A 22,137-nucleotide genomic window follows, 5' to 3' on the forward strand; every position below is an offset into this window, starting at 1 on the left:
CTTTCGCATTTAAGATGGCGACGATGGTCAGGGTCACCACCATGCCGATCTCGGGCCCCACCCCCAGGCTCCAGGCCCGCACCCAGGCCGCCAGCGCGATGGCGGCCGAGATGAGCAGACCGGTGGAGATCTCCTTTTTCAGCACGGTGCCGAGGTTTTTCAGGCTCACCTCCCCCACCGCCATGGCACGCACTATGGTGGTGGTGATCTGGGTACCGCTGTTGCCACCGGTACCGATGAGGAGCGGGATGAAGAAGGCCAGGGCGATGGCTGCCTCCAGCTGCTCTTCAAAGGCCCGCAGCACGGTGCCTGTGTAGGCTTCCGCCACGAACAGGATCAGCAGCCAGCCCACCCGCTTGCGCCACAACTGCCAGGGGGTGGCCTGCAGATAGGGGGTATCCAGCGGTGAGGAGCCCCCTTGCAGCTCCGCATCCTCGGTGGACTCCAGCTCCAGAATGTCGGCGGCATCGTCCACGTGGAAGACCCCCACCAGACGACCCTGATCTTCCACCGGCAGGAGCGAGAGGTCGCGGTCAATGAGCAGGCGGGCCGCCAGCTCCTGATCCGCACGGGCGTTGATGCGCACTGCCTCCCCCTCCATCAGCTCCCCTACCGGCAGCAGAGGATCGGCGATCAGCAGCGACTTGAGGGAGACGCTGCCAAGCAGGCGCTGCTCGCCGTCAACCACATAGAGATGACCGAACAGCCTGGCCTGATCCCAGGCCCCGTGGATCAGCTGCTTGGCGCTTTCCACCGTCGCATCGGCCTCCACTGCCAGATATTCGTGGCGCATGTTGGCCCCCACCGACTCGTTCGGCCAGGCCAGCAGGGACTGGAAGGCTTTGCGGGTGGGGTCTGGTAGCCGGGCGAGCAGGGTCTTGCGATCGTGCTCGTCGAGCCTGCGCAGGATGGCCAGCAGGTCCCGACGGGCCAGGGTGCCCTGCAGTATCCCCACGATGCTGCCATGCAGCCTGAGCAGCAGATGGCCGGCACACTCCGCCGGGAGGGAGGCGAGCAAGGACGCCCCTTCCGGCATGGAGAGGGTATCGAAGATGCAGTTGAGCTCTTCCGGGCGCAGGGTCAGAAGCTGATCGGCACGGGCCACCGGATCCAGGTTGTGCGCCAGCCAGTTGCGCAGGGCAACCGGGTCGAGCAGTTGATGACGATTGAGCAGGGTGTGTGTTTTCTTCATCACAGATGTCCTCATGTGATTTCAGGCGAACCTGAACGCCTCCGGCACCTGGCCGGATGCAACGGCAAGAAAACAGCAATTTGATTGACGAGTAACAGGCAGGAAATGACGCCGTCCGGCGTGTTTTCATCCCCACGTACCAGCTTTAGCACTGCATAACGTATCCGGCATGCCGGAAGCCACTTGGGTTGACACCTTAATCCGATGAAAACTGTCCTGATCTTGGGCGTCTCTGGACGTCGTGAGATCAGTGGCCTGTGTTTATGCAGGAGCCTAGCCTAACGAGATGCTGCGAACATTGATTGCACGGCGCTACCGTGCGGGCGGCATCATCTGCCCAGGCGCAGGTCGAGTCAAGGCAAACGGGCCCCTGGCAACGGGTTGTTACAAATTGGCCGGACGGCGGGCCCTTCATGAAACGAGGCTCCCCCGTGCGTGGCACGGGGGAGCCTGCGGTCAACGGACGAACGTCAGCGGATATAGTCGAATAGGGTCAGCTTGCTTATCTTGCTGAAGGCTAGCTGGGAGGCGCTCATGGCTGCATCCTCCTTGGAGAGGGCCGCGATCACCTCGTACATGTCCGCCTCGGACACCTTGGCCCGCGCCTGCTGGTTCAGGGTGCTGAGTCCATCGTTGGAACTCATCACCTGCTCCAGGCTGTTCATCCTTCCCCCCAGCTCCCCCAGTCCCCGGTCTATCTTGGTTCTGGCGTTGCTCATGTGGGTGGTGGCATCGGAGACCGCCAGCTGGAAATCGCTCTCGGACAGGGTCGGATCACGCATGGCGGAGATGAAATCGGACATGCCATTGAGGATGTTGTCGTTTTTCGGGGTATCCAGCACGAAGTTCTGGGTCGCCGACCCCGCAGGGAGGTCGAGGGTGAGCGCCAGGCCGTTGAAGGGGATCTTGTTGCCCGCCACATAGTCGCCGCTTTGCAGCAGGGTGCCACCGCTGTCACGGATCTCGTAGGTGTCCGGCGGCCCGGCCAGGGTGCTGACCGCATATTGGTTGCTCGGCAGGGAAGAGTCATAGTTGTTGCGATAGAAGCTCTCGAAGTTCCCCTGATCCGCCACCGACACCTGGATGTTGCCACTAGCGGCGCTGGCAGTGCGCCGGGTCGCCACTATCTCGAACAGATCGAAACCGGAGTCGTTGGCCGGGATCTGCACCGTGGGTGAGACCTGGATGTTGCGCTGCCCCGTGTCCCCCTGGAACACATAGTTGCCACTGGCATCCTTGACGAAGGGCTGGGTCTTGCTCTGATTGCCGCCGAAGATGTACTCCCCCTGGGAGTTCTTGCTGTTCATCAGGTCGAACATCTGCTTTTGCAGCCCCTCCAGCTCGCTCGCGATGGCGCTGCGCTCCTCGGAGCCCATGGCGGAGTTGTTCGCCTTCTGGATCAGGGTCTGGGCACTGAGCATGGCGCTGTTGAGGGAGGTCAGCACCGTCTCCTCGTGGCCCAGGCTGTTCTCCAGCAGGCTGCCGTTGACGCCGTACTGCTTGAAGAGATCGATCTCCTTGGTCAGCGCCATCTTCTGGCTCATGCCGGCCGGGTCCTCCCCGGAGCGGGAGAATTTATCCCCCGTCATCAACTGGTTGTAGGCGGTGTTCTGGCGCTCGCTCACCTTGCTCATGGAGGCAAGGTTGCGGTCATAGATCATGTTGGTGGTGATGCGCATGACTTACCTCACGGAGGAGAGCAGGGTGTCGAAGATGGTCTTGGCGGTGTTCACTATCTGGGCCGAGGCCGCATAGGACTGCTGGAAGCGGATGAGGTTGGCCGCCTCCTCCTCCAGATTGACGCCGGAGACACTCTCGAAGATGGCGGTACTCTGGGTCAGCTTCGCCTCGTTGGCCTGCAGCAGGGTCTTGGCCTGGCTGGTCTTGTTGCCAATGCCGCTCACCAGACCCGAGTAGGCATCGTTGAAGGTCATCTTGTCGTTGCTGGTGGCGGCGTTGTTGTTCTTGCGCACCAGCTCCTTGTTCTGCAGCTCCGCCAGCGCCAGGCCGTTGGCGTTGTCCGCAAAGCCGTCCTTGTTGTAGCTGAGCGTGAAGCTGTCGCTGGCCTCCACCTTGCCGGTGATGCTGAACTCATAGCCCGGGCTCTGGGTCGGATCGGCGTAGACCTTGGGCCCCCCCAGGGGGCTCTCGAGGGCGGCCATCAGGTTCTGTCCCTTGCTGGAGGCGGGGGCGACACCCAGCAGGTTGTTGTTCTTGTCATAGACCTCGTAGTTGCCGCTGCCGTCGATCTTGATGACCTGGGGGGCACTCGGGTCCAAAGTGTTGGTGCCAAAACCCGAGCCCGTGCCGGTGTTGTAGACACCGCCCAGCGCTATCTCGCCCGAGCCCAGGTTCTGGGATCCCTTGTCCGCCTTCAGGGGGGAAGCCAGCGCGATATCTTCAGGACGGGTGATCGCCTGCTCCAGGTTGGCAGCCGCATTCCGGGTGGGTTGCAACAAGATCTTGTCACCTGCCGCCGGTGTGCCGGAGAGATCGATTTCGATGCCGTGGCCCGTCACTTCGAAGGTGGCTGGCGGCGTGGTCCCCGTGGCGAGCGAGGTACGCTGCCCGCTGCCGTCGATGGCGAACACCTCGTAACCGGTGGCGCTGTTGAACCGCACCTCGTAGTCGAAGGTGGTGACCTCGCTCCCCTTGCCGGGAACGAAGTTGACGCTGGCCGCCCCGTTGCCCTGGTTGCTGGCGTAGGGCAACCCCTGGCTTCCTTTGAGGGTGAAGAGATCCCCCCCAAGCTCGTTGTCGAGATCCATCCCCAACCGGTTCTGCTGGTTCATGGCATCCCCCAAGGCGACGGCCATCTGCCCCAGCTCCCGCTTGGCGGGCTCCAGATCCCGACGCGCGGTGAAGAGGCCACCGATGGCACCGCCAATATCCTGGTCGTTGATGCTGGCCTGGTTCTTACCCAGGGTCAGCTGCAGGGAAGGCTCACGGGAATCCGGGTCCCCCGGCACCACCTTGAACTGGGCCACGCCGCCATCGAGCACCAGGGAGTGCCCTGTGCTCACGTTGACCAGCATGCTGCCGTTGGGCTGGGTCACGGTGCGGATCTCCATCTTCTCGGAGAGCTGGCGAATGGCCTCATCACGCTGATCGAACAGCATCAGGTTCTCTTCAGGGGAGCCCTGGGTGCGGACGATGGACTGGTTCAGATCGTTGATGCTGTTCAGCAGGCTGTTCACCCTGTCCGTCTCGTCCCCTATGGTGGCGTTAATGGTATCGGACTGCTTGTCGAGCTGGGCGGAGAGGGTGTGGAATCTGTCCACCATACCGCTCAGTTCACTCAGGGTCGTCTGGCGCCCTCCGATCTCGGACGGTGACTCGTTGGCGGTGTGGAAAGCCTTGAAGTAGGAGGTGATGGTGGACCCCACACTGTTGCTGGCATCACCGAGCAGGCTGTCGAGCTGGAACAGTTGATCGTAGCGGGTGTTGGCGGCGTTATAAGCGGACGTATCACGGCGAACCTCGGCCTGGGCATAGGCGTTGATGATGCGATCACTCACCATGTCGCCCGTCCCCAATCCGACGGAATTGGTGTAGATCAGGGTGCGTTCACGTACATAGCCCTGGCTATTGACGTTCACTATGTTGTTGCTGGTGGTCTGCAGCAGCCGCTGCTGGGCCAACACACCCGAGGTCCCAATTCCAAGCAGATCGCTTGCCATAGCTTACAGCTCCATCTCTGTGTTCCTGTCTGCAATGTTGCCGGGCGTCGAATAGCCGGCGATGGCATCACTGCGCAACACTTGTTTAAGTTTCCTGGCGTACTGGGGATCGGTGGCATAACCGGCCTGCTGCAACGCCTCGAAGTAACGGTCCGGGCTGTCCACCTTGGCCAGCGCTCCCTTGTAGCGACTCCCAGAGGTCAGGAAATCCACGTAGTCGTTGAAGCTCTCTTCGAACGACTCGTAGGAGCGAAACGCCGCCTTCTGGCGCGAGGCCATCCCTTGCTCGTATTCCAGGGTGCTCACCACCGCCTTGGGGCCTTCCCATCGCGGATCCGCCTTGATGCCGAACAGGTTGTGCGTCACGTTTCCGTCTGCATCCTTGATCACCCGCTTTCCCCAGCCACTCTCAAGGGCGGCCTGGGCCACCAACACCACCGGGCTCAACCCCAGCTTATCCGCCGCCTTCTTGGCCAGCGGCATCAGCCTGTCGACGAACTCTTCCGGGCTGTCAAACACCTTGGCGCTGCCATCCAGGGCCGAAGGCCTCTGGCTGCTGCCCATGGGCGGCACGGTGCGGTGGGGGCGTCTTGGCATGGCCAGCGTACGCTCGGCCCCATTCAGCTCACCCTTCATTTCGTTATCAGCAAAATCTTTGCCAACTTTGGAGGCAGCAATCAGATCGTTGGAGGCACTGGGGGGTTGATAGGGCTTGTAGACCCGCTCGGTACGCTGGGGCAGCTTGAGTACCCGGCCATCCTGATGGGTGAAGGTCTGCTCGGGAGAGAGCTGCCTAGCCACCATCTCGGCAATGCCCAGCCCCCCCTTGCTCGACATGTCGGCAACCCGCTGCTCGTCCAGCATCCCTTCATAGAACTGGGTGTAGCTGCTGTTCATCGGGTTGCCCTCGGTGAGCACCGAGTTGGCCTGGCGCATCCCCTTGAACAGGGTCTGGGTGAAGATGGATTCGAACTGGCGGGCGGCCGCCATCAGGGCCCCTTGCTTCCCCTCCTTGCTCAGGCTCATCTGGCGCAGTTTGTCCAGGTTCTGGACGTCCTGCACCATGCCAATATTGATACCGCTCTGGGTGTCGAACTCTGCCATAACCTACCTCTTTGCCGCCCGTGGCAACCGCTTGCCGCTCACGAAATTACAGAATGACCAGTTGGCCCTGGATCGCGCCCGCCTGCTGCAGCGCCTCCAGGATCGCCATCAGATCCCCGGGGGCGACCCCCACCTGGTTCACCGCCCGCACCAGATCGTCCAGGGTCGCGCCGGTATCGAGCTTGAACATCCGACCGGGATCCTGCTGCACGTTGATGGTGGAGTTGTTGGTGACCGCCGTCTGCCCGCCAGCGAGCGGATTGGGTTGGGAGACCTGCTGGTTCTCGGCGATGGTGACCGTCAGCCCACCGTGGCTGATGGCCGCCGGGCGCAGCTTGACCTCGCTGCCGATGACGATGGTCCCGGTGCGCGAATTCACGATGATCTTGGCGGACTCGCTCGCCGGGTCCACTTCCAGGTTCTCGATGGTGGAGAGGTAGGAGACCCGCTGGGCCGGATCCCGCGGCGCGAATACCTTGATGGAGGTCGCGTCCATCGCCTGGGCGGTGTTCGGACCCACCAGATCGTTGACCACGTCCGCCAGACGGCGGGCGGTGGTGAAGTCCGGCCGGTTCAGGTTGAAGGTGATGGTGTCCCCCTGGGCGAAGGAGTTCGGCACCTCACGCTCCACGGTCGCCCCGTTGGCGATGCGCCCCACGGTCGGGGTATTGACCACTACCTTGGAGCCATCCGCCCCCTCGGCCCCGAGACCACCGACCACCAGGCTGCCCTGGGCCACCGCATAGACGCGGCCGTCCAGCCCCTTGAGGAAGGTCTGGAGCAGGGTACCGCCGCGCAGGCTCTTCGCCTCGCCGATGGCGGAGACGGTGACGTCTATGGTCTGACCCGGCTTGGAGAAGGGGGGCAGATCGGCGTGGATGGCGACCGGCGCCACGTCCTTGATCTTGGGCTTGATGTTGTCCGGCACCTTGATGCCGAAGTTGTTGAGCATGGTCCTGAAGGTCTGCTCGGTGAAGGCGTTGTTCTTCTCGCCCGTGCCGGGCAGGCCCACCACCAGACCGTAGCCGATCAACTGGTTGCTGCGCACCCCTTCCACCGAGCTGAGATCCTTGATGCGGGAGGCGTGCGCCAGCCCAAGCGGCAAGATACAGCACAGCAGGCCGAGCAAACGGAGTCGGTTCATGACATCTCCTAACTAAACCATTCCGGCTCCGGGTCGCCACTGACGACCCGGGTCCCGAGTATTAAATGGGCCACCAGGGACCGTTGAAGAAGCTGGTCAGCCACCCCTGTTCCTGGGTGTTGGCCAGATCGCCGGTGCCGCCGTAATGGATGCGCGCATTGGCGACCCGCTGGGACGAGACGCTGTTCTCCGAACTCACGTCCTCCGGGCGCACCAGACCGGTGATGCGGATGTATTCGTTGCCGTTGTTGAGCATGATCCACTTCTCGCCGCGCACCAGCAGGTTGCCGTTTGGCAGTACCTTGACCACGCTGACCGAAATGTTGCCCTGCAGGCTGTTGCTCTGATCCGCCTTGGCCTGCCCCTTGAAGGCACTGTTCTGGCCGATGGAGGCCGACAGATCGTAGGGCCCCGCCGTGACCGGCACGCCACCCAGGGTGACGGGGTCGAGCGCCAGCTTGTTGTCCTTGCCGCTCTGGGTGTTGGCCTTTTTCGACGCCGAGGTCGACTCCGCCAACTGGATGGTGATGATGTCACCCACCCGGTGCGCCTTGATGTCCGAGTAGATGCCGTTGACCTGCTCGGGCTGGAAGATGGCGCCGGTCGGGCGCACCGACACCGGCTCCGACTCCCCGTAGACGGGGGCGAAATCCGGGTCATCCGGTTTGGCGGTATTGGGGGTACTGGTGCAACCCGCCAGCGTCAGCAGTCCCAGCATCCATATGGCTTTCATCATGGCACTCCTTTCATCAGGTCCGCTGGGTCAGGAAGGACATCATGGAGTCGACGGCGGAGATGACCTTGGAGTTCATCTCGTAGACCCGCTGAGCCTGGATGAGATTCACCAGCTCCTCGGTCACGTTGACGTTGGAGGTCTCCAGCATCCCCTGCTTGATCACCCCCAGCCCGTCCGCACCGGCAGTCCCCTGAATGGGGGCGCCGCTGGACTGGGTCTCGAGGAAGAGGTTCTCCCCCATGGGCTGCAGGCCGGTGGGGTTGACGAAGTCCGTGGTGTTGATCTGGCCCACCACCTGGGATTGGCCATCCCCCTTGAGCTGGACGGAGACCTGGCCATCCTCCCCCACGGTGACGCTCTGGGCGTTCTCGGGGATCTGGATCTCCGGTTGCAACGGGTAACCGTTGCCCGGGGTGACGATGGTCCCCTCGTCGTTTAGGGTGAACTGGCCGTTGCGGGTATAGGCGGCGCTGCCATCGGGCAGCTGGATTTCGAAGTAGCCGCGGCCGCTGATCATCAGGTCAAGGGAGTTGTCCGTGGTCTGGACGTTGCCCTGACTGTGGTTTTTCTGGGTGGCGACCACCTTGGCCCCCGCCCCCAGCATCAGGCCGGAAGGGAGCTCTGTGTCCGCCGAGGAGCGACCGCCAGGCTGGTTGATGTTCTGATAAAGCAGATCCTCGAAGATGGCCCGCGCCTTCTTGTAGCCCACGGTGCTGGCGTTCGCCAGGTTGTTCGAGGTGACCGAGATGTTGGTCTGCTGGGCATCGAGGCCGGTCTTGCTGATCCAGAGTGCAGGATTCATGGGGTGCTCCTTGATTAGCTGATACGCAGCAGCTGGGTTTGTGCCTCGTCGTTCTCCTCGGCGGTCTTCATGATCTTGACCTGAGTTTCAAACTGACGTTGCAAGCGAATAAGGTTGGTCATCTCGTCGACCACGTTGACGTTGCTCCCCTCAAGGGAGCCGGCGATCAGGCCCACATCCGCAGACGCGGCCTCATTCTGGCCATCCTTGCGGCGAAACAGGCCGTCCTGGCCTTTCTCCACCGCATCTGCCGCCGGGTTGACCAGCTTGATACGCTGGAAATCTTCCGGCAGGTTGGCGGCTGCCCCCTCGGGACGGCCGCTGATGGTACCGTCACGATTGATCTCGATCTTCTCCATGGGCAGGGGCAGCACGATGGGCTGACCGGCATCATCCACCACATTCAGACCGGTGGAAGTCTGCAGATTGCCGGTGGCATTGAGCTGCAGGTTGCCCATGCGGGTATAGGCTTCCGCGCCGTTGGGATCCTGCACCGCAATCCAGCCCGGCCCATCGACGGCAACGTCAAGATCCCGCCCCGTGGTCTGCAGCAGGCCGTGTTGCAAGTTCTGGCCCGGCCGCTCGGTCATGGCGAACACCCGCGTGGGCAGCCCTTCGCCAAACGCCTGCATGCTGCGCGCCTGCTCGAAGTCAGACTTGAAGCCAATGGTGTTGGCGTTGGCCAGGTTGTTGCCACGAACAGCCAGGCTGTTCATGTTCTCCTTGGCCCCGGACATGGCGATGTAAAGCAGGTGATCCATGGGATCCTCCGTCAAACAGATGACTCTCGCAGGACAACTGCAAATTGAGTGCCAAGAGATATGGGAAGGGCGAAGCAGAGGAGGAAAAAACGCCGCATCGGAAACGACAAGGGGCGCATGAGCGCCCCTTGTCACCGCGAAAAACCTTAGCGGATCTGCAGTATGTTCTGCTGCAGCGAGCTGTTCACTTCCAGCGAACGGGAGTTGGCCTGGAAGTTGCGCTGGGCGGTGATGAGGTCCACCAGCTCTGTAGTCAGGTCCACGTTGGACTGCTCCAGAGCCGACGACTTGATGGAACCGAAGGTGCCGGAGTTCGGGGTGCCCGGCAGGGCATCACCGGAGAGCAGGGACTGGCGCCAGGAGGTGTCCCCCACCTGGGTCAGCCCCTGGGAGTTGGCGAACTTGGCCATGGCCACCATGGCCACCTTGACGGTGGTGGCGTTGCTGTAAGTGGCGGAGACTATGCCGTCCGCCCCGATCTCCACCTTGGTCAGCCGACCGACGGTGGAGCCATCCTGGGTCAGTTTGCTCACTTCAAATGGGGAGGCGTACTGGGTCACGGTGCCGAGCTTGAACTCGATCTCCTGAGTGCCGTCGGCACCGTTGGTGATGATGCCGGCCCCCGTCGCCCCCAGTTGTTCGGTCTTGATGACGGCCGGCGTGGTCGGCGTCACCATCTTGCCGGAGGCATCGAAGGTCACCCGGGCGCTCAGGGGCGCCTGACTCAAGCCGGTGGCCATGGTGGTGGCCGTACCGCCCACGACGTCGATGGGCTTGTCTCCTTCATAGAGGTACATGCGCCAGGCGGTCGGCACCGCCGCCTTGGTCGGGTCTGCCGGATCCGCTTCCTTGGTGAAGTACTGGGTGATGGTGTGCGGCTCCCCCAGGGAGTCGTAAGCCACCACCGAGGTGGAGGAGGCGTAGGTACTCGAATCCTTGGGATCGAATTGGGAGGCATTGACATCCATCAGCGTTTTCGTGCTGGAAGGCAGGTTGAAGCCAGCCTCGACCGTCGTTGTCTGCACCGGCTCGCCGGCCTTGTCCGGGATCTGGATGGGCTTGGTGGCGTTGATGCTCACCGCCTTGGGGGTGCCATCGGTATTGATCTCGTACCCCTGCAGGTAGCCGCCGGAGTTGCTGACCATGTAGCTGCTTTCGTTGAGTTTGAAGGCGCCAGAGCGGGTGTAGCTGCGATCCAGGTTGGTCAGGCCATCGGAGGTCACGAAGAAGCCGTTGCCCTGAATGGCGAGATCCAGCGCATTGTTGGTGAATTGCAGCGCCCCCTGGTGGAACTGCTGCGCTACCGCCCCCGTCGCCACCCCGTTGCCGACCTGGGTCTTGGCATTGACGAAGATGGAGTTGGCGTAGACGTCGGCGAACTCGGCGCGGGACTCCTTGAAGCCGGTGGTATTGACGTTGGCAATGTTGTTCGCGGTGACGTTCAGGTCTTTCTGAGCCGCATTGATGCCGCTGAGGGCATTGTTGAATGACATGTCTTTCTCCTTAGATCACTGCGTTAGAGGTCGGGGTCGGCGTCGGGGTCGTGGCCGACTTGCCGGACGTCCCGCCAATTTCCAATACATCGGTCAGATAGATGCCACCCAGTCCCTTGAGCTTGAGGGTGCTGGGGTTGGTGCTGGTGCCCAGGGTGACACTCTCCACCTTGGCATAGGTCAGCGCCGGCACGCTCTCGGACTTGCCATCCACGGTGGCGTGCGCTTCTATCGAATACTTGCCGCTCTTGGCGGCATTGCCCGATTTGTCCAGGCCATCCCACTCGAAGGCCACGTTTCCCTTATGGTCCCCTTCGAGGGAGAACTCCTTGATCACCTGGCCGCTCTCGTCCTTCACCGTCACCTTGACGTTGCTGCCACCGTCCCCGGTGGCAATGACGCCGGAGAGGGTGCCGCCCTTCTCCACATACCCCGTGTTGGAGGGGATGAGCACGTTCTGGCCCACCAGGGCAGAGGCCTGCAACGCCTGGCTGGAGGTCATCAGGCTGTTGAGGCTCTCCATCTGGGTGGAAAGGCTGCTGATCCCCTGGGAGGTCGACATCGAGGTCATCTGGGACAACATCTGGGCGTTGTCCACCGGCTTGAACGGATCCTGATAGGAGAGCTGCATGGTCAGCAGCTTCAGGAAGGACTCCTGATCCAGCTCCTTCTTCTGGGTCGTGGTGTTGGTCGTATTGGTCTGGGCGGCCGTCGTCCGGTTGACGCCAAGCAGGCTGTCATAGGTATCTGCCACTTATGATTCCCCCTCTGTCCGGGTTTGCGGCACGCCGTACGGGTCGACCTCATGGCCGCAGTCATGCAGGCCGTCACAAGTCTCAGTCATCTGGGTTCACCTCTATCAGGACTTGCCGAGGCCAAGGGTCTGCTGCAGCATTTTCTTTGCCGCATCAGCAACCTGGACGTTGGTCTGGTAACTGCGGGAGGCGGCGATCATGTCCGCCATCTCCTCCACCATGTTGACGTTGGGCTTGAAGATGAAGCCATCCTTGTCCGCCATGGGGTGGTTCGGGTTGTACTCCTTGAGCAGGGGCGCATCGCTCTCGACGATGCCCTTCACATCCACCCCTACCGAGGCCTGCTTGTCGGACATGGCCTGATCCAGCTGGGCGGCAAAGACTGGCCGCCTGGCATGGTAAGTTTTTTCCACGCTGGAGCTGACGCTGTCGGCGTTGGCCATGTTGCTGGCCACCGTGTTGAGGCGGACGGACTGCGCGCTCATGGCAGAGCCTGCAATGTCAAAGACCTTGAACAAACTCATTACTGATCTCCTTTCAACGCCTTGAGCAGGCCGCTTATCTTGCCATTCATGAATTCGAGGGAGGCCTGGTACTCGAGGCTGTTGCGCAGGAACTCGCTGCGCTCCTGTTGCACATCCACGGTATTGCCGTCACCGGTATCCGGTTGCAGGGGGTTGCGATACTGGGTCGACCCGGGGGCATCCATCTGCAAGGCGAAATGCTTCTCGCTGGTGGTGGACAGCCCGAACCCTTGCTGGCTCTGGGCATCCTGCAACGCTTGGGAGAAGTTGATGTCACGGGCCTTGAAGCCCGGCGTGTCCGCGTTGGCGATGTTGCTCGATAACACCTCCGCACGCTTGGCACGAACGCTCAGCGTGTACTGGTGAACACCGAATGCCTTGTCGAATGAAATTGCCATAGCGCACCTCCTGCTTCACGAATGTTTAGCAAGAGGTGTGCCAAAGAGGGACGAGGGGGGGTTATTTGACCTTGTAGACGATGCCGGGGTTGCAGCGGATCATCTCGAACTTGTCGGTGAGGCCCGCCAGGGACTCCGAGGCCCCCAGCATCAGATAGCCGCCAGGATTGAGGCTGCTGGCAAACTGGTTGAGGATCTTGGACTTCACCTCTGGCGCAAAGTAGATAAGCACGTTGCGGCAGAAGATGATGTCAAACTTGCCGAGCAGGCTGTAGCTCTCCAGCAGGTTCAGGGGCCGGAAGCTGGTCAATTTTCTGACACGCTCCGATACCCGCATCTTGTTGTCGCCGCAGGGCTCAAAAAACAGCCGCTTGCGCTCGGGAGACAGGCCGCGGGCCAGTGCCAGGCTGTCATACACCCCTTCCTTGCACTGGTTGAGCATGGTGCTGGAGATATCGGTCCCCACTATCTGCACCCCGCCCGGCAAGGTGCCGGGGCGTTTGACCTGCTGCTCCAGCGCCGTCATGGCGATGGAGTAAGGCTCCTGCCCGGAGGAGGAAGCCGCAGACCAGATCTTGATGGGACGACCACTCTTGCCGAGCTCGGGGAAAATCTTGTCGCTCAGCAGCTGGAACGGGTAGGTATCGCGAAACCACAGGGTTTCATTGGTGGTCATGGCATCGACCACAGCCATCTTGAGCTCCCGTTCACGCACGTTCATCGCCCGGGTCACCAGTTCAGACAGACTCTCGATACCAAACTGAGTCATCAAGGGCGACAGACGGCTCTTGACCAGATACTGTTTGTTGTCACCCAGCACTATGCCGCTCTGCTGCGCCAGAAAATTGCTGAATTGCCTGTATAAGTCGTCCGAAAGTGTCTTCATGCAGTTGTTCTTCTTTATTAGAGAGCGCCTTGTACGGCCTTGGCCAATTCATCAGGCTGGAATTTGGCAATGAAGTTGTTCGCACCAACTTTCTGCACCATGGCCTGATTGAACACCCCACTGAGGGATGTGTGCAGGATAACATGCAAATCCTTGAGGTTGGGATTGTTGCGGATCTCGGCGGTGAAGGTGTAGCCATCCATCTCCGGCATCTCGATGTCGGAGATGACCAGGGCAATCTGATCGAGGATGGGGCCCTGCTTGGCCATCTCCAGCAGCATGTTGAGGGCCTCCCGTCCATCCTTGGCCAGCACGCATTGCACCCCGATGGCTTCCAGCGCTCGCTGTACCTGCTTGCGTGCCACCGAGGAGTCGTCGGCTACCAGCACAGGACGGCCGTGGGGATTGCGCTCCACGCTGGCTTCCACCAGCTCGGCACTCACCTCGGTGGAGACCGGCGAGATCTCGTTGAGAATACGCTCCACATCCAGGATCTCCACCAGCTCGCCATCCACCTCGGTCACTGCCGTCATGTAGTTGATGCGACCGGCTCCCTTGGGAGGGGGCAGGATGGACTCCCAGTTCATGTTGATGATGCGCTCGACCGAATGGACCAGAAATCCCTGAACGGATCTGTTGTACTCGGAGATGATGATGAAGCACTTGGAGATGTCCTGGATGGGGCGCTTGCCCATCGCCATGCTGAGATCGATCACCGAGATGGTCTGGCCGCGAATGTGCGCCACGCCGCGAATGCAGGAGTTGAGCTTGGGCATGACGGTCAAGGGAGGGCACTGCAGCACCTCACGTACCTTGAATACGTTGATGCCAAATCTTTGACGTCCGTTGAGACGAAACAGCAGCAGCTCCAACCGGTTTTGTCCCACCAGCTGGGTCCGTTGGTTGACCGAGTCCAGAATACTCGCCATAAACACTCCCTAAAAAACGCTTGGCACTGATCGTGCATGTTGTGTGTGCATGCACATTGGCTTGCATCAGACTATCGATGTCTCGACAACCGAAATCTGCAGCAAGCATAGTTAACTGCGATGGTGTACGTGAACAACTTATCGACCGGTAAGCAAAAATGATTAATAGACTTTTCCTCATCTTACTGCCGTTTTGCAGCCTCTCTCACGCCATGGCATCCGAGGTCACCGACTATCTGCAGGAGCAGGCACAGGCGTTCGTTCTCGACCAGCTGGATGTTCCTCTCGATGCCCAGGCCGAGGTGAAAGCCGGCACCATAGATGAACGCCTCCCCCTGCACCACTGCGAAGAGGGGCTGTCTATCTCCCTCCCGGCCAAGATGGAGATCCGCCGCAACACCACCGTCTACCTCAAGTGCGAGGGAGACAAACCCTGGGATCTCTATCTTCCGGTGCGGGTCAGCATTCAGAAGCCCTATGTCACCGTCGCGGCTCCCGTGGCCAAGGGGGACATACTGAGCGAGTCCATGCTGACCCTGGCCTATCAGGATCAGACCCTGATCCGTGGTGACTATCTCACCGACCCGAGCGCCCTCATCGGGGTGCGCAGCAAGCGTGAACTCAAGCCGGGCCAGCCAATTCGGCTCACCCAGGTCTGCGTGGTCTGCAAGGGGGACCAGGTCACCCTGAGTGCGGAAAACAGCAGCATGCAGATCAAAACCATGGCCCGCGCCTTGCAAGATGGCAGCTTCGGAGACATGATCAGGCTCGTCAACATTCGTTCGGGCAGAGCGGTGCAAGGCCAGGTCAGTGCCGTTGGCTCCGTGGTAGTCACATTCTGACTGCTTTATTAATGCAGCAATTTTTTTCTAAAGTTCTGACCGCCGTCACCGATAACCGGGTAAGCGAACAGCAAAGCAGACGAAGGTAAACCGTATGGCTATCAACAATATCAACAACTTGGCAAACAGCCGGTTGCAAAACAACGGGACCAGTCAAGGTGTAGCCGCCAAGTCCGCGACCTCTGCCGAGAGCAATCGCGCGGCGACCGTCAAGACCGACTCTGTCTCCTTGACCAGTGAGGCGCAGCAATTGCAACAGATGCAGAAGACCCTCAACACCGCCTCCACCGGTAATGAGAGCCGCGTCGAAAGCCTGAAGAAGGCCGTGGCCAGTGGGGAATACAAGGTCAACAGCGAAGCCGTGGCCAGGAAGATGTTCAGCTTCGAAGCAGACCTGGACAAACGGCTGGGATGATGGAACTGCCTTCGCTGCTGCACGCCCAAGACGACAACCTCTCCCAGATGCAAGGTTTGCTGGCAGAGGAGTTTGACCTGCTCAAGGCACACCGGGCTCTGGCCTTGCCGGCGCTGGCCGAGCGCAAGCAGCAACTGCTTGAGGCCATCGAGACCCTGGACAAGACATTGGCCGAGCTGCCCGATCTGCAGCAACAACTCGGTGCCTTCCCGACCCAGTTGCAGGCCCTGCAAGCCAAGCTGGAAGCTTGTCAGGAGCAGAACAACCTCAACGGTCGGCTGCTCGAACTCAGCATCATCTCCAATCGTCGGCTGGCGAGCTTCCTCAGCAAGCTGCGTGACAGCAACTCCCTGACCTATGACGCCAAGGGCAATACCCGCTCGGGCACCCGCTCCCTGGGGATCAAGGCCTAATTCTCTCTCCTCCCTGCTCTTGATGCCCTGCCGTCAGAGCACCAGTTCCATCAGTGTCGTCCCGTCGCGGCAGGCGTGAATGCTCATGACGCCATCCTCATACCGGCCATAGCTGGCTGCCCATTCTCCCCTCGGAAAACAGATGGATCCCGGGTTCACCAGCACCAGTTCCCCTTCTTGCCGCGCTTCTCGTCGCAATACGGGCAGATGGGTATGGCCGCTGATGAAGAGGCTGCCCGCCGGCAAGGGCACCGCCTCGGGATCATAGAGATGACCGTGGCTGACGAACCAGCGCCGCCCGTCCACCAGCAACTGGTTATAGGGGGCCGTGATGGGGAAGTGCAGCAGCATCTGATCCACCTCCGAATCACAGTTGCCCCGTACCGCCATGATCCGGGGGGCCAGCTGGTTGAGCCGCGCCGCCACGGCGGCAGGCTCATACCCCGTCGGCACCGGATTGCGCGGGCCGTGGTTGAGCAGATCCCCCAGAAACAGATAGTGATCCGGCTGCCAAGGGGCAAGCTGTGCCAGCACCTGCTCCAGAGCAGGCAGGCTGCCGTGCAGATCGGAAATGATGGCTATCTTCATCGCGCACTCCTCATGGCTGGCTGAAGTAGAGATCCTTGGTGGCGATGGCCCCCTTCAGATTGCTGCTCGGCAGGCCGCGCAGGGCGGGGTCCACCAACCTCATCTGGTTGTAGTGATAGACGGGGATGACGGGCATCTCTTCCATCAGCAGTTGCTCGGCCTTGCGGTAGAGTCCGGTTCGTGTGCTGCCATCCAGCGTGTCCGCGGCCTGTTGCAACAGGCCGTCGAAGGCCGGATTGCAGTAGCCACTCTCGTTCTGGGGATCCAAACAGCGGAAACTGCCCAGCATGGACGAGGGCTCCACGTAATCACCAAACAAGAATGAGCGGGCCAGCATGAAATCACCGCTGTCCTTGGCCACCTGATAGGCATTCCACTCCATGTTGTTGAGAGTGATCTCCACTCCCAGCGGCTTCCACATGGCCGCGACCGCCAGGGCCAGCTTCTTGTGGTTCTCCGAGGTGTTGTAGGTCAGCGTCAACTTGAGCGGGTGGGCACTGTTGTAGCCCGCCTCCGTCAGCAAGGCGGCGGCCCTGGCCAGACGGGTCGGCATATCCTCCAGGGCCAGCGCCGACCCCAGCTCTTGATAGTCCGGCATGCCGGGCAGCAGCGACCAGGCTGGCCGCTCCCCCTGACCACTCACCTTCTCGGTCAACAGGCGGCGATCGACGGTCATGGAGAGCGCCTGTCGCACCCGCACATCCTGCAATTCGGGGCGCCGCAGGTTGAAGGTATAGAGGTAGGTGCCCAGCAGCGGCAGGCCCCAGATCCGCTCCGGGGTCTCTCCCATGGTCTTCTGGTAGTATTCCAGCGCCACCCTGTTGGTGAGCTGGATCTCCCCCGCCTCGTAGCGCAGCCGCTCCGCATGCTGGGAGGCGAGGGGCAGATAGGTCACCCGCTGGATCCGGGTATGGGCATCATCCCAGTACTGGACGTTGCGCTCGGCTTCGATCCGCTCGTTCGGCACCCAGTTAACCAACCTGTAGGGACCGTTGCTCACCATCTTGCCAGGCTGGGTCCACTGCTTGCCAAACTGGGCGATGGCCCGCTCGTTGACCGGCACGAAGGGGCGCTGGCTGATGAGTTGCAGGAAGTAGGGCACGGGCCGCTCCAGGATCACCTTGAGGATCTGGTCGCTCTCGGCCTCCACCCCCAGGGCATCGAGATCGAGTGCACCGGCATAGATGGACTGGGCGTTGTTGATGCCGGTCGCGAGCAAGAGGCCGGCGGAGGGCGAGGCTTGCTCCGGGCTCAGCAGACGCCGCCAGGCGTAGACAAAATCCCGGGCGGTGAGCGGCTCGCCATTGGACCACTTGAGCTGCGGGCGCAGGAAAAAGCGCCACACCAGACCATCCTCACTGGTCTCCCAGCGCAGAGCCTGAGCCGGCACTATCCTGCCCTGCCCATCCTCGCTCACCAACCCCTCGAACAAGTCCACCAGCACCACCTCCCCCGGGAAACCGGAGCGGATCTGGGCAGGGTCGAGGGACTCGGGTTCGGCGCCGTTACCCTTGACCAGGGTCTGCCTGTCTGACAGTGCAGGCTGCTGCACCACTGTGGTCGCCTGCAACGGCGGCGCCAGCATCAGTCCGAGCAACAAGGGAGAGAGCCAGCGACGGGCTGGCCGGGCGGCGAAACGGTAAAGCATGACATCAACCTCGTTCAATTCACTTTATTTCAAGAAGGGGGAAGGCCGGCGGCGCGCCTGGAAACGAATGCATGATGCCGCGCTTGTTATCCCCGAAGACGCCCCGTATTGTATCGGGCCTGCCCGGCAGATGGAGTCTTTCGGGCTATTTTTTCAGGTTTTTTTTCCCAACTATCAGCCACGGGTGCGCAAGACAGCCTGAGGGCTCCTCGACTCGCCTCGCATGAAGGCCTGTCAGGCTGACATGGCGCCTCGATACTGGCATCCGCCCGGCTGATTTCTACCGTTTCAGGGGTCTTTATGGGGTATGAGTGGCTGGCGCTGGCCGCCGCCAGTTTATGGGCCGTCGCCGCCCTGATTTCCGTCAAACCGGCGCGCCATCTGGGGGCCTTTGCCTACAGCCGCTGGCGGATGTTTCTGGTCAGTCTGATGCTGGCCAGCGCCAGTCTGATCACGGGGGGCTGGCAGACTCTCACCGAGAGCGCCCTGCCACTGCTGGCATTGTCGGGGCTCATCGGCATCTTCGTCGGTGACACCGCCCTGTTCGCCTGCATGAACCGACTGGGGCCCAGGCGCAGCGGCTTGCTGTTCTCCTGCCATGCGCTCTTCTCCGCCCTGCTCGGGCTCTGGTTGTTCGGCGAACAACTCGGTGGCTGGCGTCTGGTGGGGGCCTTGCTGGTGCTGGCCGGGGTCATGCTTGCCATCCTGTTCGGCCGCCGTGGCAACGCGCAGCAGCACAACGAGTGGGAGCAGGTGCGCGGCCACCTCGCCGTCGGCATCGCGCTCGGCCTGACCGCAGCCCTGTGTCAGAGCCTGGGGGCCATCATCGCCAAGCCGGTGATGATGGCTGGCGACGTGGACGCGGTGAGCGCCTCCGGTATCCGCATGGGGAGCGCCCTGCTAGCACACTGTGCCTTGCGGATGCTGAGGGTGCCGCTGGCCATGCCCCACAACCCCATCAATCGCCAGGTGCTTGGCATGATAGGCATCAACGGCTTCCTGGCGATGGCGCTGGGGATGACGCTCATCCTGGTGGCCCTGCGTCAGGGAGACGTGGGCATGGTGGCGATCCTCTCCTCCACCACGCCGGTCATCCTGCTGCCCCTGTTGTGGTGGCACTCAGGGATGCGCCCTGCCCTGCCCGCCTGGGCCGGCGCCCTGCTGGCCACCCTGGGCACGGCCCTGGTACTGGGGGCGGGGTAAGTCGGGGGTTGCTGTTGGGCTTCGCTTCGCTCAGCGCCAACCTACGCCCAATTCTCAGGATCGTCCGAATACGCTTCGCTATTCGAATCTACAAAATTCAATTGGTTCTGCAGGTTCGATTAGCCGCGTCGCGGCGTAATCGGAGGCGGTAACCTCATTGCGAACGTTCGCCATCGGATGGCGTGATTAGAACTGGGCCACTTCCTCGGCGGTCAGCTCCCGGTATTCCCCCGGTGCCAGCTCGTCGTCCAGGCCGAGCGCCCCGATCCGCTCCCGATGCAGCCCTATCACCTTGTTGCCGATGGCGGCAAACATCCGCTTCACCTGGTGGTACTTGCCCTCGTGAATGGTCAGCCTGGCCTCGCACTCCCCCAGGATCTCCAGCTGGGCGGGGCGGGTCTTGTCGGTCTCGTTGCGCAGGTAGACGCCATCTTCAAACAGCGAGATGGCCTCTTCGCTCACGGGGTCGGCCAGCCAGACATGATAGGTCTTGGCACACTCGTGGCGCGGCGAGGTGATGCGGTGGGACCACTTGCCATCGTCGGTGATCAGCACCAGGCCTGTGGTGTCGAGATCGAGCCGGCCCACCACGTGCAGCTTGCCCATGGCGGGCTCATCCAGCAGGTGGAAGACGGTGGCGTGATCGGGGTCCTCGTTGGAGCAGACGTAGCCTTCCGGCTTGTGCAGCATGAAGTAGCGATTCTGCTGATTCAGGGTCAAGGTCACGCCATCAAACTCGATCAGGCTCTGCTCATTGATGTGGAAGGCGGGCTGCTTGACCAGGATACCGTCCACCATCACCTCCCCCTGACGGATCAGCTTGCCCGCCTGGGAACGGGTCAAATCGGAGCAATCGCAAAGAAATTTATCGAGCCGCATGCACAAAACCTCGGAATCCAACGTTATCAAGGGGCGTCATTATATAGGCCGAACCTCACAACGCCAGCACTAAGGGAGAAGTTAGGCAGATGGCGCCTGACGCCATGATGTGCCGGTGATAGACTGCCGACAGAGCGCCGACACCACGCATAATAATAATCCCAGGAAGCCACCATGAAGCCGACTCAGCCTCATCCCGTCATCCCCGTCAACCAGTTGCAACCTGGCATGTACGTGCTAGCCATCGCCAGCCAGGCCGGTGCCATGGAAATAGCCCAGACGGGGCTGGTGACCAACCGTCAGCAGGTGGATGCGCTGATCTGGCGCGGCGTGCTGACGGTGCGGGTGGATCTCGCCCGCAGCAAGCTACCCGGGATAGAGCAGGTCGTCTCCCCGAGCCCGGCCCACAGCGCCGGCTCAGCGCGTCCTGCAGGCAGTGGCGAAGGGCGCGCGCTCAAGATCCGCCGTCTCTATCAGGAGGCCCGCGAGCTGCAGGGCAAGTTCATTCGCCACCTCAAGGCTGGGGAACCCATCGACATCACCCCGCTGGCGGCGGTCGCCGAGGAGATGGTGGACACCATGTTCACCCATGGCGACGCCATGCTCTGTCTGGCGCGGATCCGGGCCAAGGATGCCTACCTGATGGAACACTCCATGAACGTGGCCATACTGCTCGCCAACTTCGGCCGTTATCTCGGGCTTGAGCGCAACGTGCTCAAGGAGCTGACTCTGGGCGGACTGCTCCACGACGTGGGCAAGATCATGACCCCGGACGAGGTGCTCAACAAACCGGGCAAACTGACCGACGAGGAGTTTGGCGTGATGCGCCAGCACGTGGTGCACAGCTACGACATCCTCAGCAATACCGCCGGCATCACCCCCACTATGCTGGAGGTGGCCGCCAACCACCACGAGCGCCTCGATGGCACCGGCTATCCGCAGCGGCTCAAGGGGGATCAGCTCTCCCTCTATACCCGCATGAGCGGCATCGTCGATGTCTACGATGCGGTGACGGCAGACAGGGTCTACAAGCAGGGGATGCAACCGACCCAGGCGTTTCGCATCCTGCTCAAAGGCATCGATCAGCACTTTGATGCCGAGCTGGTCACCAAGTTCATCAAGTGCATGGGGGTCTATCCGGTGGGCACCCTGGTGCAGCTCTCCAACCAGCGGCTGGCGGTCGTGATGCAGCGCAACGAACAGCAACCGCTCAAGCCGGTGGTCAAGGTGATCTATCACGCCACCCAGCGCCACTACCTCGAGGTGCAGTGGCTGGATCTCGCCAGAAACGGGGGGCAGGAGAGCATAGAGAGCACGGTCGATCCCAAGGAGTTTGGCATCAACCTGGCCAACTTCGTCTAGCGAGCCTGGGACTCAGGTGCCTGCTCGCGGCAGTAGCGGAGGAGAAACTCCTCATCCAGCGGGGAGAGATCGAAGCGGACGCAGGCCTCTTCGATGGCCCGGATGTCGTGTTCATGGTGTTCGCTGAGCCAGCGTACGGCGCGGCGCAGATCCTCACCATGGGGCAGCAGGGTATGGTCGCTCATGGTACACCTCCAGTCAGCCATAGATACTCGCCCGTCACATCGAGCGCTCTCCTACTAGCTTAGTCCTCCCCCGACATGCCGCCCTCTCCTCCCGAACCACCCGGCGCGATCGCACGCCACCCCGCTTGCGGCTTGACGCCGACCACCCCATCGAGGGTATGCTCGTTGCCTTCCGGCGCCATCTTAAATGCGAAAGGG

Annotated in this window: 23 protein-coding genes and 1 riboswitch; of the genes, 5 read left to right on the forward strand and 18 right to left on the reverse strand. The window is 61.6% G+C overall.

The window, feature by feature from the left end; genetic code table 11:
- The 14 genes from BN1127_RS06950 to BN1127_RS07015 all read right to left on the reverse strand — a co-directional run.
- On the reverse strand, nt 1–1,192 hold a 1,192-nt coding region (locus BN1127_RS06950; RefSeq protein WP_042648962.1), incomplete at its 3' end, for a magnesium transporter.
- A 123-nt stretch (nt 1,193–1,315) separates the two neighbouring features.
- Nucleotides 1,316–1,485, reverse strand: a riboswitch (M-box (ykoK) riboswitch).
- Nucleotides 1,486–1,662: 177 nt separating this feature from the next.
- On the reverse strand, nt 1,663–2,871 hold the full coding sequence (flgL, locus tag BN1127_RS06955) for a flagellar hook-associated protein FlgL (protein WP_005329788.1): 1,209 nt from the start codon (nt 2,869–2,871) through the stop codon (nt 1,663–1,665).
- 3 nt (nt 2,872–2,874) lie between these two features.
- Nucleotides 2,875–4,872, reverse strand: coding sequence for a flagellar hook-associated protein FlgK (flgK, locus tag BN1127_RS06960; protein ID WP_042648963.1), 1,998 nt, complete (start codon nt 4,870–4,872; stop codon nt 2,875–2,877).
- 3 nt (nt 4,873–4,875) lie between these two features.
- Nucleotides 4,876–5,976, reverse strand: a complete 1,101-nt coding sequence (gene flgJ, locus BN1127_RS06965) for a flagellar assembly peptidoglycan hydrolase FlgJ (RefSeq protein WP_042648964.1) — start codon at nt 5,974–5,976, stop codon at nt 4,876–4,878.
- 46 nt (nt 5,977–6,022) lie between these two features.
- On the reverse strand, nt 6,023–7,120 hold the full coding sequence (locus tag BN1127_RS06970) for a flagellar basal body P-ring protein FlgI (protein WP_042648965.1): 1,098 nt from the start codon (nt 7,118–7,120) through the stop codon (nt 6,023–6,025).
- A gap of 61 nt (nt 7,121–7,181) precedes the next feature.
- Nucleotides 7,182–7,853: a flagellar basal body L-ring protein FlgH gene (flgH, locus tag BN1127_RS06975; RefSeq protein ID WP_042648966.1), complete on the reverse strand. Its 672-nt coding sequence runs from the start codon at nt 7,851–7,853 to the stop codon at nt 7,182–7,184.
- A 16-nt stretch (nt 7,854–7,869) separates the two neighbouring features.
- Nucleotides 7,870–8,658, reverse strand: a complete 789-nt coding sequence (gene flgG, locus BN1127_RS06980) for a flagellar basal-body rod protein FlgG (protein WP_010675290.1) — start codon at nt 8,656–8,658, stop codon at nt 7,870–7,872.
- A gap of 14 nt (nt 8,659–8,672) precedes the next feature.
- A complete protein-coding gene (gene flgF, locus BN1127_RS06985; RefSeq protein ID WP_042648967.1) occupies nt 8,673–9,419 on the reverse strand; it encodes a flagellar basal-body rod protein FlgF in 747 nt (248 codons plus the stop codon).
- A gap of 146 nt (nt 9,420–9,565) precedes the next feature.
- Nucleotides 9,566–10,912, reverse strand: coding sequence for a flagellar hook protein FlgE (gene flgE / locus BN1127_RS06990; RefSeq protein ID WP_042648968.1), 1,347 nt, complete (start codon nt 10,910–10,912; stop codon nt 9,566–9,568).
- A gap of 10 nt (nt 10,913–10,922) precedes the next feature.
- Nucleotides 10,923–11,666, reverse strand: coding sequence for a flagellar hook assembly protein FlgD (locus BN1127_RS06995; RefSeq protein WP_042648969.1), 744 nt, complete (start codon nt 11,664–11,666; stop codon nt 10,923–10,925).
- A 105-nt stretch (nt 11,667–11,771) separates the two neighbouring features.
- The gene (gene flgC, locus BN1127_RS07000) at nt 11,772–12,191 is read right to left on the reverse strand and encodes a flagellar basal body rod protein FlgC (protein WP_005329775.1); all 420 of its coding nucleotides are present in this window, start codon (nt 12,189–12,191) and stop codon (nt 11,772–11,774) included.
- Nucleotides 12,191–12,589, reverse strand: coding sequence for a flagellar basal body rod protein FlgB (gene flgB, locus BN1127_RS07005; protein WP_005329774.1), 399 nt, complete (start codon nt 12,587–12,589; stop codon nt 12,191–12,193). The genes flgC and flgB overlap by 1 nt, the downstream gene beginning before the upstream one ends.
- 61 nt (nt 12,590–12,650) lie before the next feature.
- Nucleotides 12,651–13,475, reverse strand: a complete 825-nt coding sequence (locus tag BN1127_RS07010) for a CheR family methyltransferase (RefSeq protein ID WP_005329773.1) — start codon at nt 13,473–13,475, stop codon at nt 12,651–12,653.
- Between the two features lie 17 nt (nt 13,476–13,492).
- Nucleotides 13,493–14,404 (reverse strand): chemotaxis protein CheV, encoded by a 912-nt coding sequence (locus tag BN1127_RS07015; protein WP_025327540.1) that lies wholly within the window; start codon nt 14,402–14,404, stop codon nt 13,493–13,495.
- A 236-nt stretch (nt 14,405–14,640) separates the two neighbouring features.
- Between BN1127_RS07015 and flgA the strand changes: the two genes are divergently transcribed.
- The 3 genes from flgA to BN1127_RS07030 all read left to right on the forward strand — a co-directional run bounded on the left by flgA (nt 14,641) and on the right by BN1127_RS07030 (nt 16,074).
- Nucleotides 14,641–15,246, forward strand: coding sequence for a flagellar basal body P-ring formation chaperone FlgA (gene flgA, locus BN1127_RS07020; protein ID WP_042648973.1), 606 nt, complete (start codon nt 14,641–14,643; stop codon nt 15,244–15,246).
- Nucleotides 15,247–15,340: 94 nt separating this feature from the next.
- The gene (gene flgM, locus BN1127_RS07025) at nt 15,341–15,661 is read left to right on the forward strand and encodes a flagellar biosynthesis anti-sigma factor FlgM (RefSeq protein WP_005329758.1); all 321 of its coding nucleotides are present in this window, start codon (nt 15,341–15,343) and stop codon (nt 15,659–15,661) included.
- Nucleotides 15,658–16,074, forward strand: a complete 417-nt coding sequence (locus tag BN1127_RS07030) for a flagella synthesis protein FlgN (protein ID WP_005329757.1) — start codon at nt 15,658–15,660, stop codon at nt 16,072–16,074. The genes flgM and BN1127_RS07030 overlap by 4 nt, the downstream gene beginning before the upstream one ends.
- A 33-nt stretch (nt 16,075–16,107) precedes the next feature.
- Here BN1127_RS07030 and yfcE read toward each other — a convergent pair whose 3' ends face one another.
- The gene (gene yfcE / locus BN1127_RS07035) at nt 16,108–16,662 is read right to left on the reverse strand and encodes a phosphodiesterase (RefSeq protein ID WP_042648970.1); all 555 of its coding nucleotides are present in this window, start codon (nt 16,660–16,662) and stop codon (nt 16,108–16,110) included.
- Nucleotides 16,663–16,672: 10 nt separating this feature from the next.
- Nucleotides 16,673–18,310 (reverse strand): peptide ABC transporter substrate-binding protein, encoded by a 1,638-nt coding sequence (locus tag BN1127_RS07040; RefSeq protein ID WP_042648974.1) that lies wholly within the window; start codon nt 18,308–18,310, stop codon nt 16,673–16,675.
- Between the two features lie 300 nt (nt 18,311–18,610).
- Between BN1127_RS07040 and BN1127_RS07045 the strand changes: the two genes are divergently transcribed.
- On the forward strand, nt 18,611–19,513 hold the full coding sequence (locus tag BN1127_RS07045) for a DMT family transporter (protein WP_042648971.1): 903 nt from the start codon (nt 18,611–18,613) through the stop codon (nt 19,511–19,513).
- Nucleotides 19,514–19,699: 186 nt separating this feature from the next.
- Here the strand turns inward: BN1127_RS07045 and rsuA are convergent, their stop codons facing one another.
- Nucleotides 19,700–20,392 (reverse strand): 16S rRNA pseudouridine(516) synthase RsuA, encoded by a 693-nt coding sequence (gene rsuA, locus BN1127_RS07050; protein WP_041206053.1) that lies wholly within the window; start codon nt 20,390–20,392, stop codon nt 19,700–19,702.
- 174 nt (nt 20,393–20,566) lie between these two features.
- Here rsuA and BN1127_RS07055 point away from each other — a divergent pair, with 174 nt between their 5' ends.
- Nucleotides 20,567–21,754: an HD-GYP domain-containing protein gene (locus BN1127_RS07055; RefSeq protein WP_042648972.1), complete on the forward strand. Its 1,188-nt coding sequence runs from the start codon at nt 20,567–20,569 to the stop codon at nt 21,752–21,754.
- On the opposite strand, the gene BN1127_RS07060 is transcribed toward BN1127_RS07055, so the two are convergent.
- Entirely contained in the window at nt 21,751–21,939 is a 189-nt protein-coding gene (locus BN1127_RS07060) for a hypothetical protein (protein ID WP_005331455.1), read from the reverse strand. The two genes, BN1127_RS07055 and BN1127_RS07060, sit on opposite strands and share 4 nt — an antisense overlap.
- Nucleotides 21,940–22,137: the final 198 nt, after the last annotated feature.

The organism is Aeromonas media (assembly GCF_000819985.1).
GTDB lineage: Bacteria > Pseudomonadota > Gammaproteobacteria > Enterobacterales > Aeromonadaceae > Aeromonas > Aeromonas media.

Excerpts from the sequence above, each read along its gene's own strand:
- flgL (WP_005329788.1), bottom strand. The coding sequence starts at position 2,871 with ATGCGCATCACCACCAACATGATCTATGACCGCAACCTTGCCTCCATG.
- flgK (WP_042648963.1), bottom strand. The coding sequence starts at position 4,872 with ATGGCAAGCGATCTGCTTGGAATTGGGACCTCGGGTGTGTTGGCCCAG.
- flgJ (WP_042648964.1), bottom strand. The coding sequence starts at position 5,976 with ATGGCAGAGTTCGACACCCAGAGCGGTATCAATATTGGCATGGTGCAG.
- BN1127_RS06970 (WP_042648965.1), bottom strand. The coding sequence starts at position 7,120 with ATGAACCGACTCCGTTTGCTCGGCCTGCTGTGCTGTATCTTGCCGCTT.
- flgH (WP_042648966.1), bottom strand. The coding sequence starts at position 7,853 with ATGAAAGCCATATGGATGCTGGGACTGCTGACGCTGGCGGGTTGCACC.
- flgG (WP_010675290.1), bottom strand. The coding sequence starts at position 8,658 with ATGAATCCTGCACTCTGGATCAGCAAGACCGGCCTCGATGCCCAGCAG.
- flgF (WP_042648967.1), bottom strand. The coding sequence starts at position 9,419 with ATGGATCACCTGCTTTACATCGCCATGTCCGGGGCCAAGGAGAACATG.
- flgE (WP_042648968.1), bottom strand. The coding sequence starts at position 10,912 with ATGTCATTCAACAATGCCCTCAGCGGCATCAATGCGGCTCAGAAAGAC.
- flgC (WP_005329775.1), bottom strand. The coding sequence starts at position 12,191 with ATGAGTTTGTTCAAGGTCTTTGACATTGCAGGCTCTGCCATGAGCGCG.
- flgB (WP_005329774.1), bottom strand. The coding sequence starts at position 12,589 with ATGGCAATTTCATTCGACAAGGCATTCGGTGTTCACCAGTACACGCTG.
- BN1127_RS07010 (WP_005329773.1), bottom strand. The coding sequence starts at position 13,475 with ATGAAGACACTTTCGGACGACTTATACAGGCAATTCAGCAATTTTCTG.
- BN1127_RS07015 (WP_025327540.1), bottom strand. The coding sequence starts at position 14,404 with ATGGCGAGTATTCTGGACTCGGTCAACCAACGGACCCAGCTGGTGGGA.
- flgM (WP_005329758.1), top strand. The coding sequence starts at position 15,341 with ATGGCTATCAACAATATCAACAACTTGGCAAACAGCCGGTTGCAAAAC.
- BN1127_RS07030 (WP_005329757.1), top strand. The coding sequence starts at position 15,658 with ATGATGGAACTGCCTTCGCTGCTGCACGCCCAAGACGACAACCTCTCC.
- yfcE (WP_042648970.1), bottom strand. The coding sequence starts at position 16,662 with ATGAAGATAGCCATCATTTCCGATCTGCACGGCAGCCTGCCTGCTCTG.
- BN1127_RS07040 (WP_042648974.1), bottom strand. The coding sequence starts at position 18,310 with ATGCTTTACCGTTTCGCCGCCCGGCCAGCCCGTCGCTGGCTCTCTCCC.
- BN1127_RS07045 (WP_042648971.1), top strand. The coding sequence starts at position 18,611 with ATGGGGTATGAGTGGCTGGCGCTGGCCGCCGCCAGTTTATGGGCCGTC.
- rsuA (WP_041206053.1), bottom strand. The coding sequence starts at position 20,392 with ATGCGGCTCGATAAATTTCTTTGCGATTGCTCCGATTTGACCCGTTCC.
- BN1127_RS07055 (WP_042648972.1), top strand. The coding sequence starts at position 20,567 with ATGAAGCCGACTCAGCCTCATCCCGTCATCCCCGTCAACCAGTTGCAA.
- BN1127_RS07060 (WP_005331455.1), bottom strand. The coding sequence starts at position 21,939 with ATGAGCGACCATACCCTGCTGCCCCATGGTGAGGATCTGCGCCGCGCC.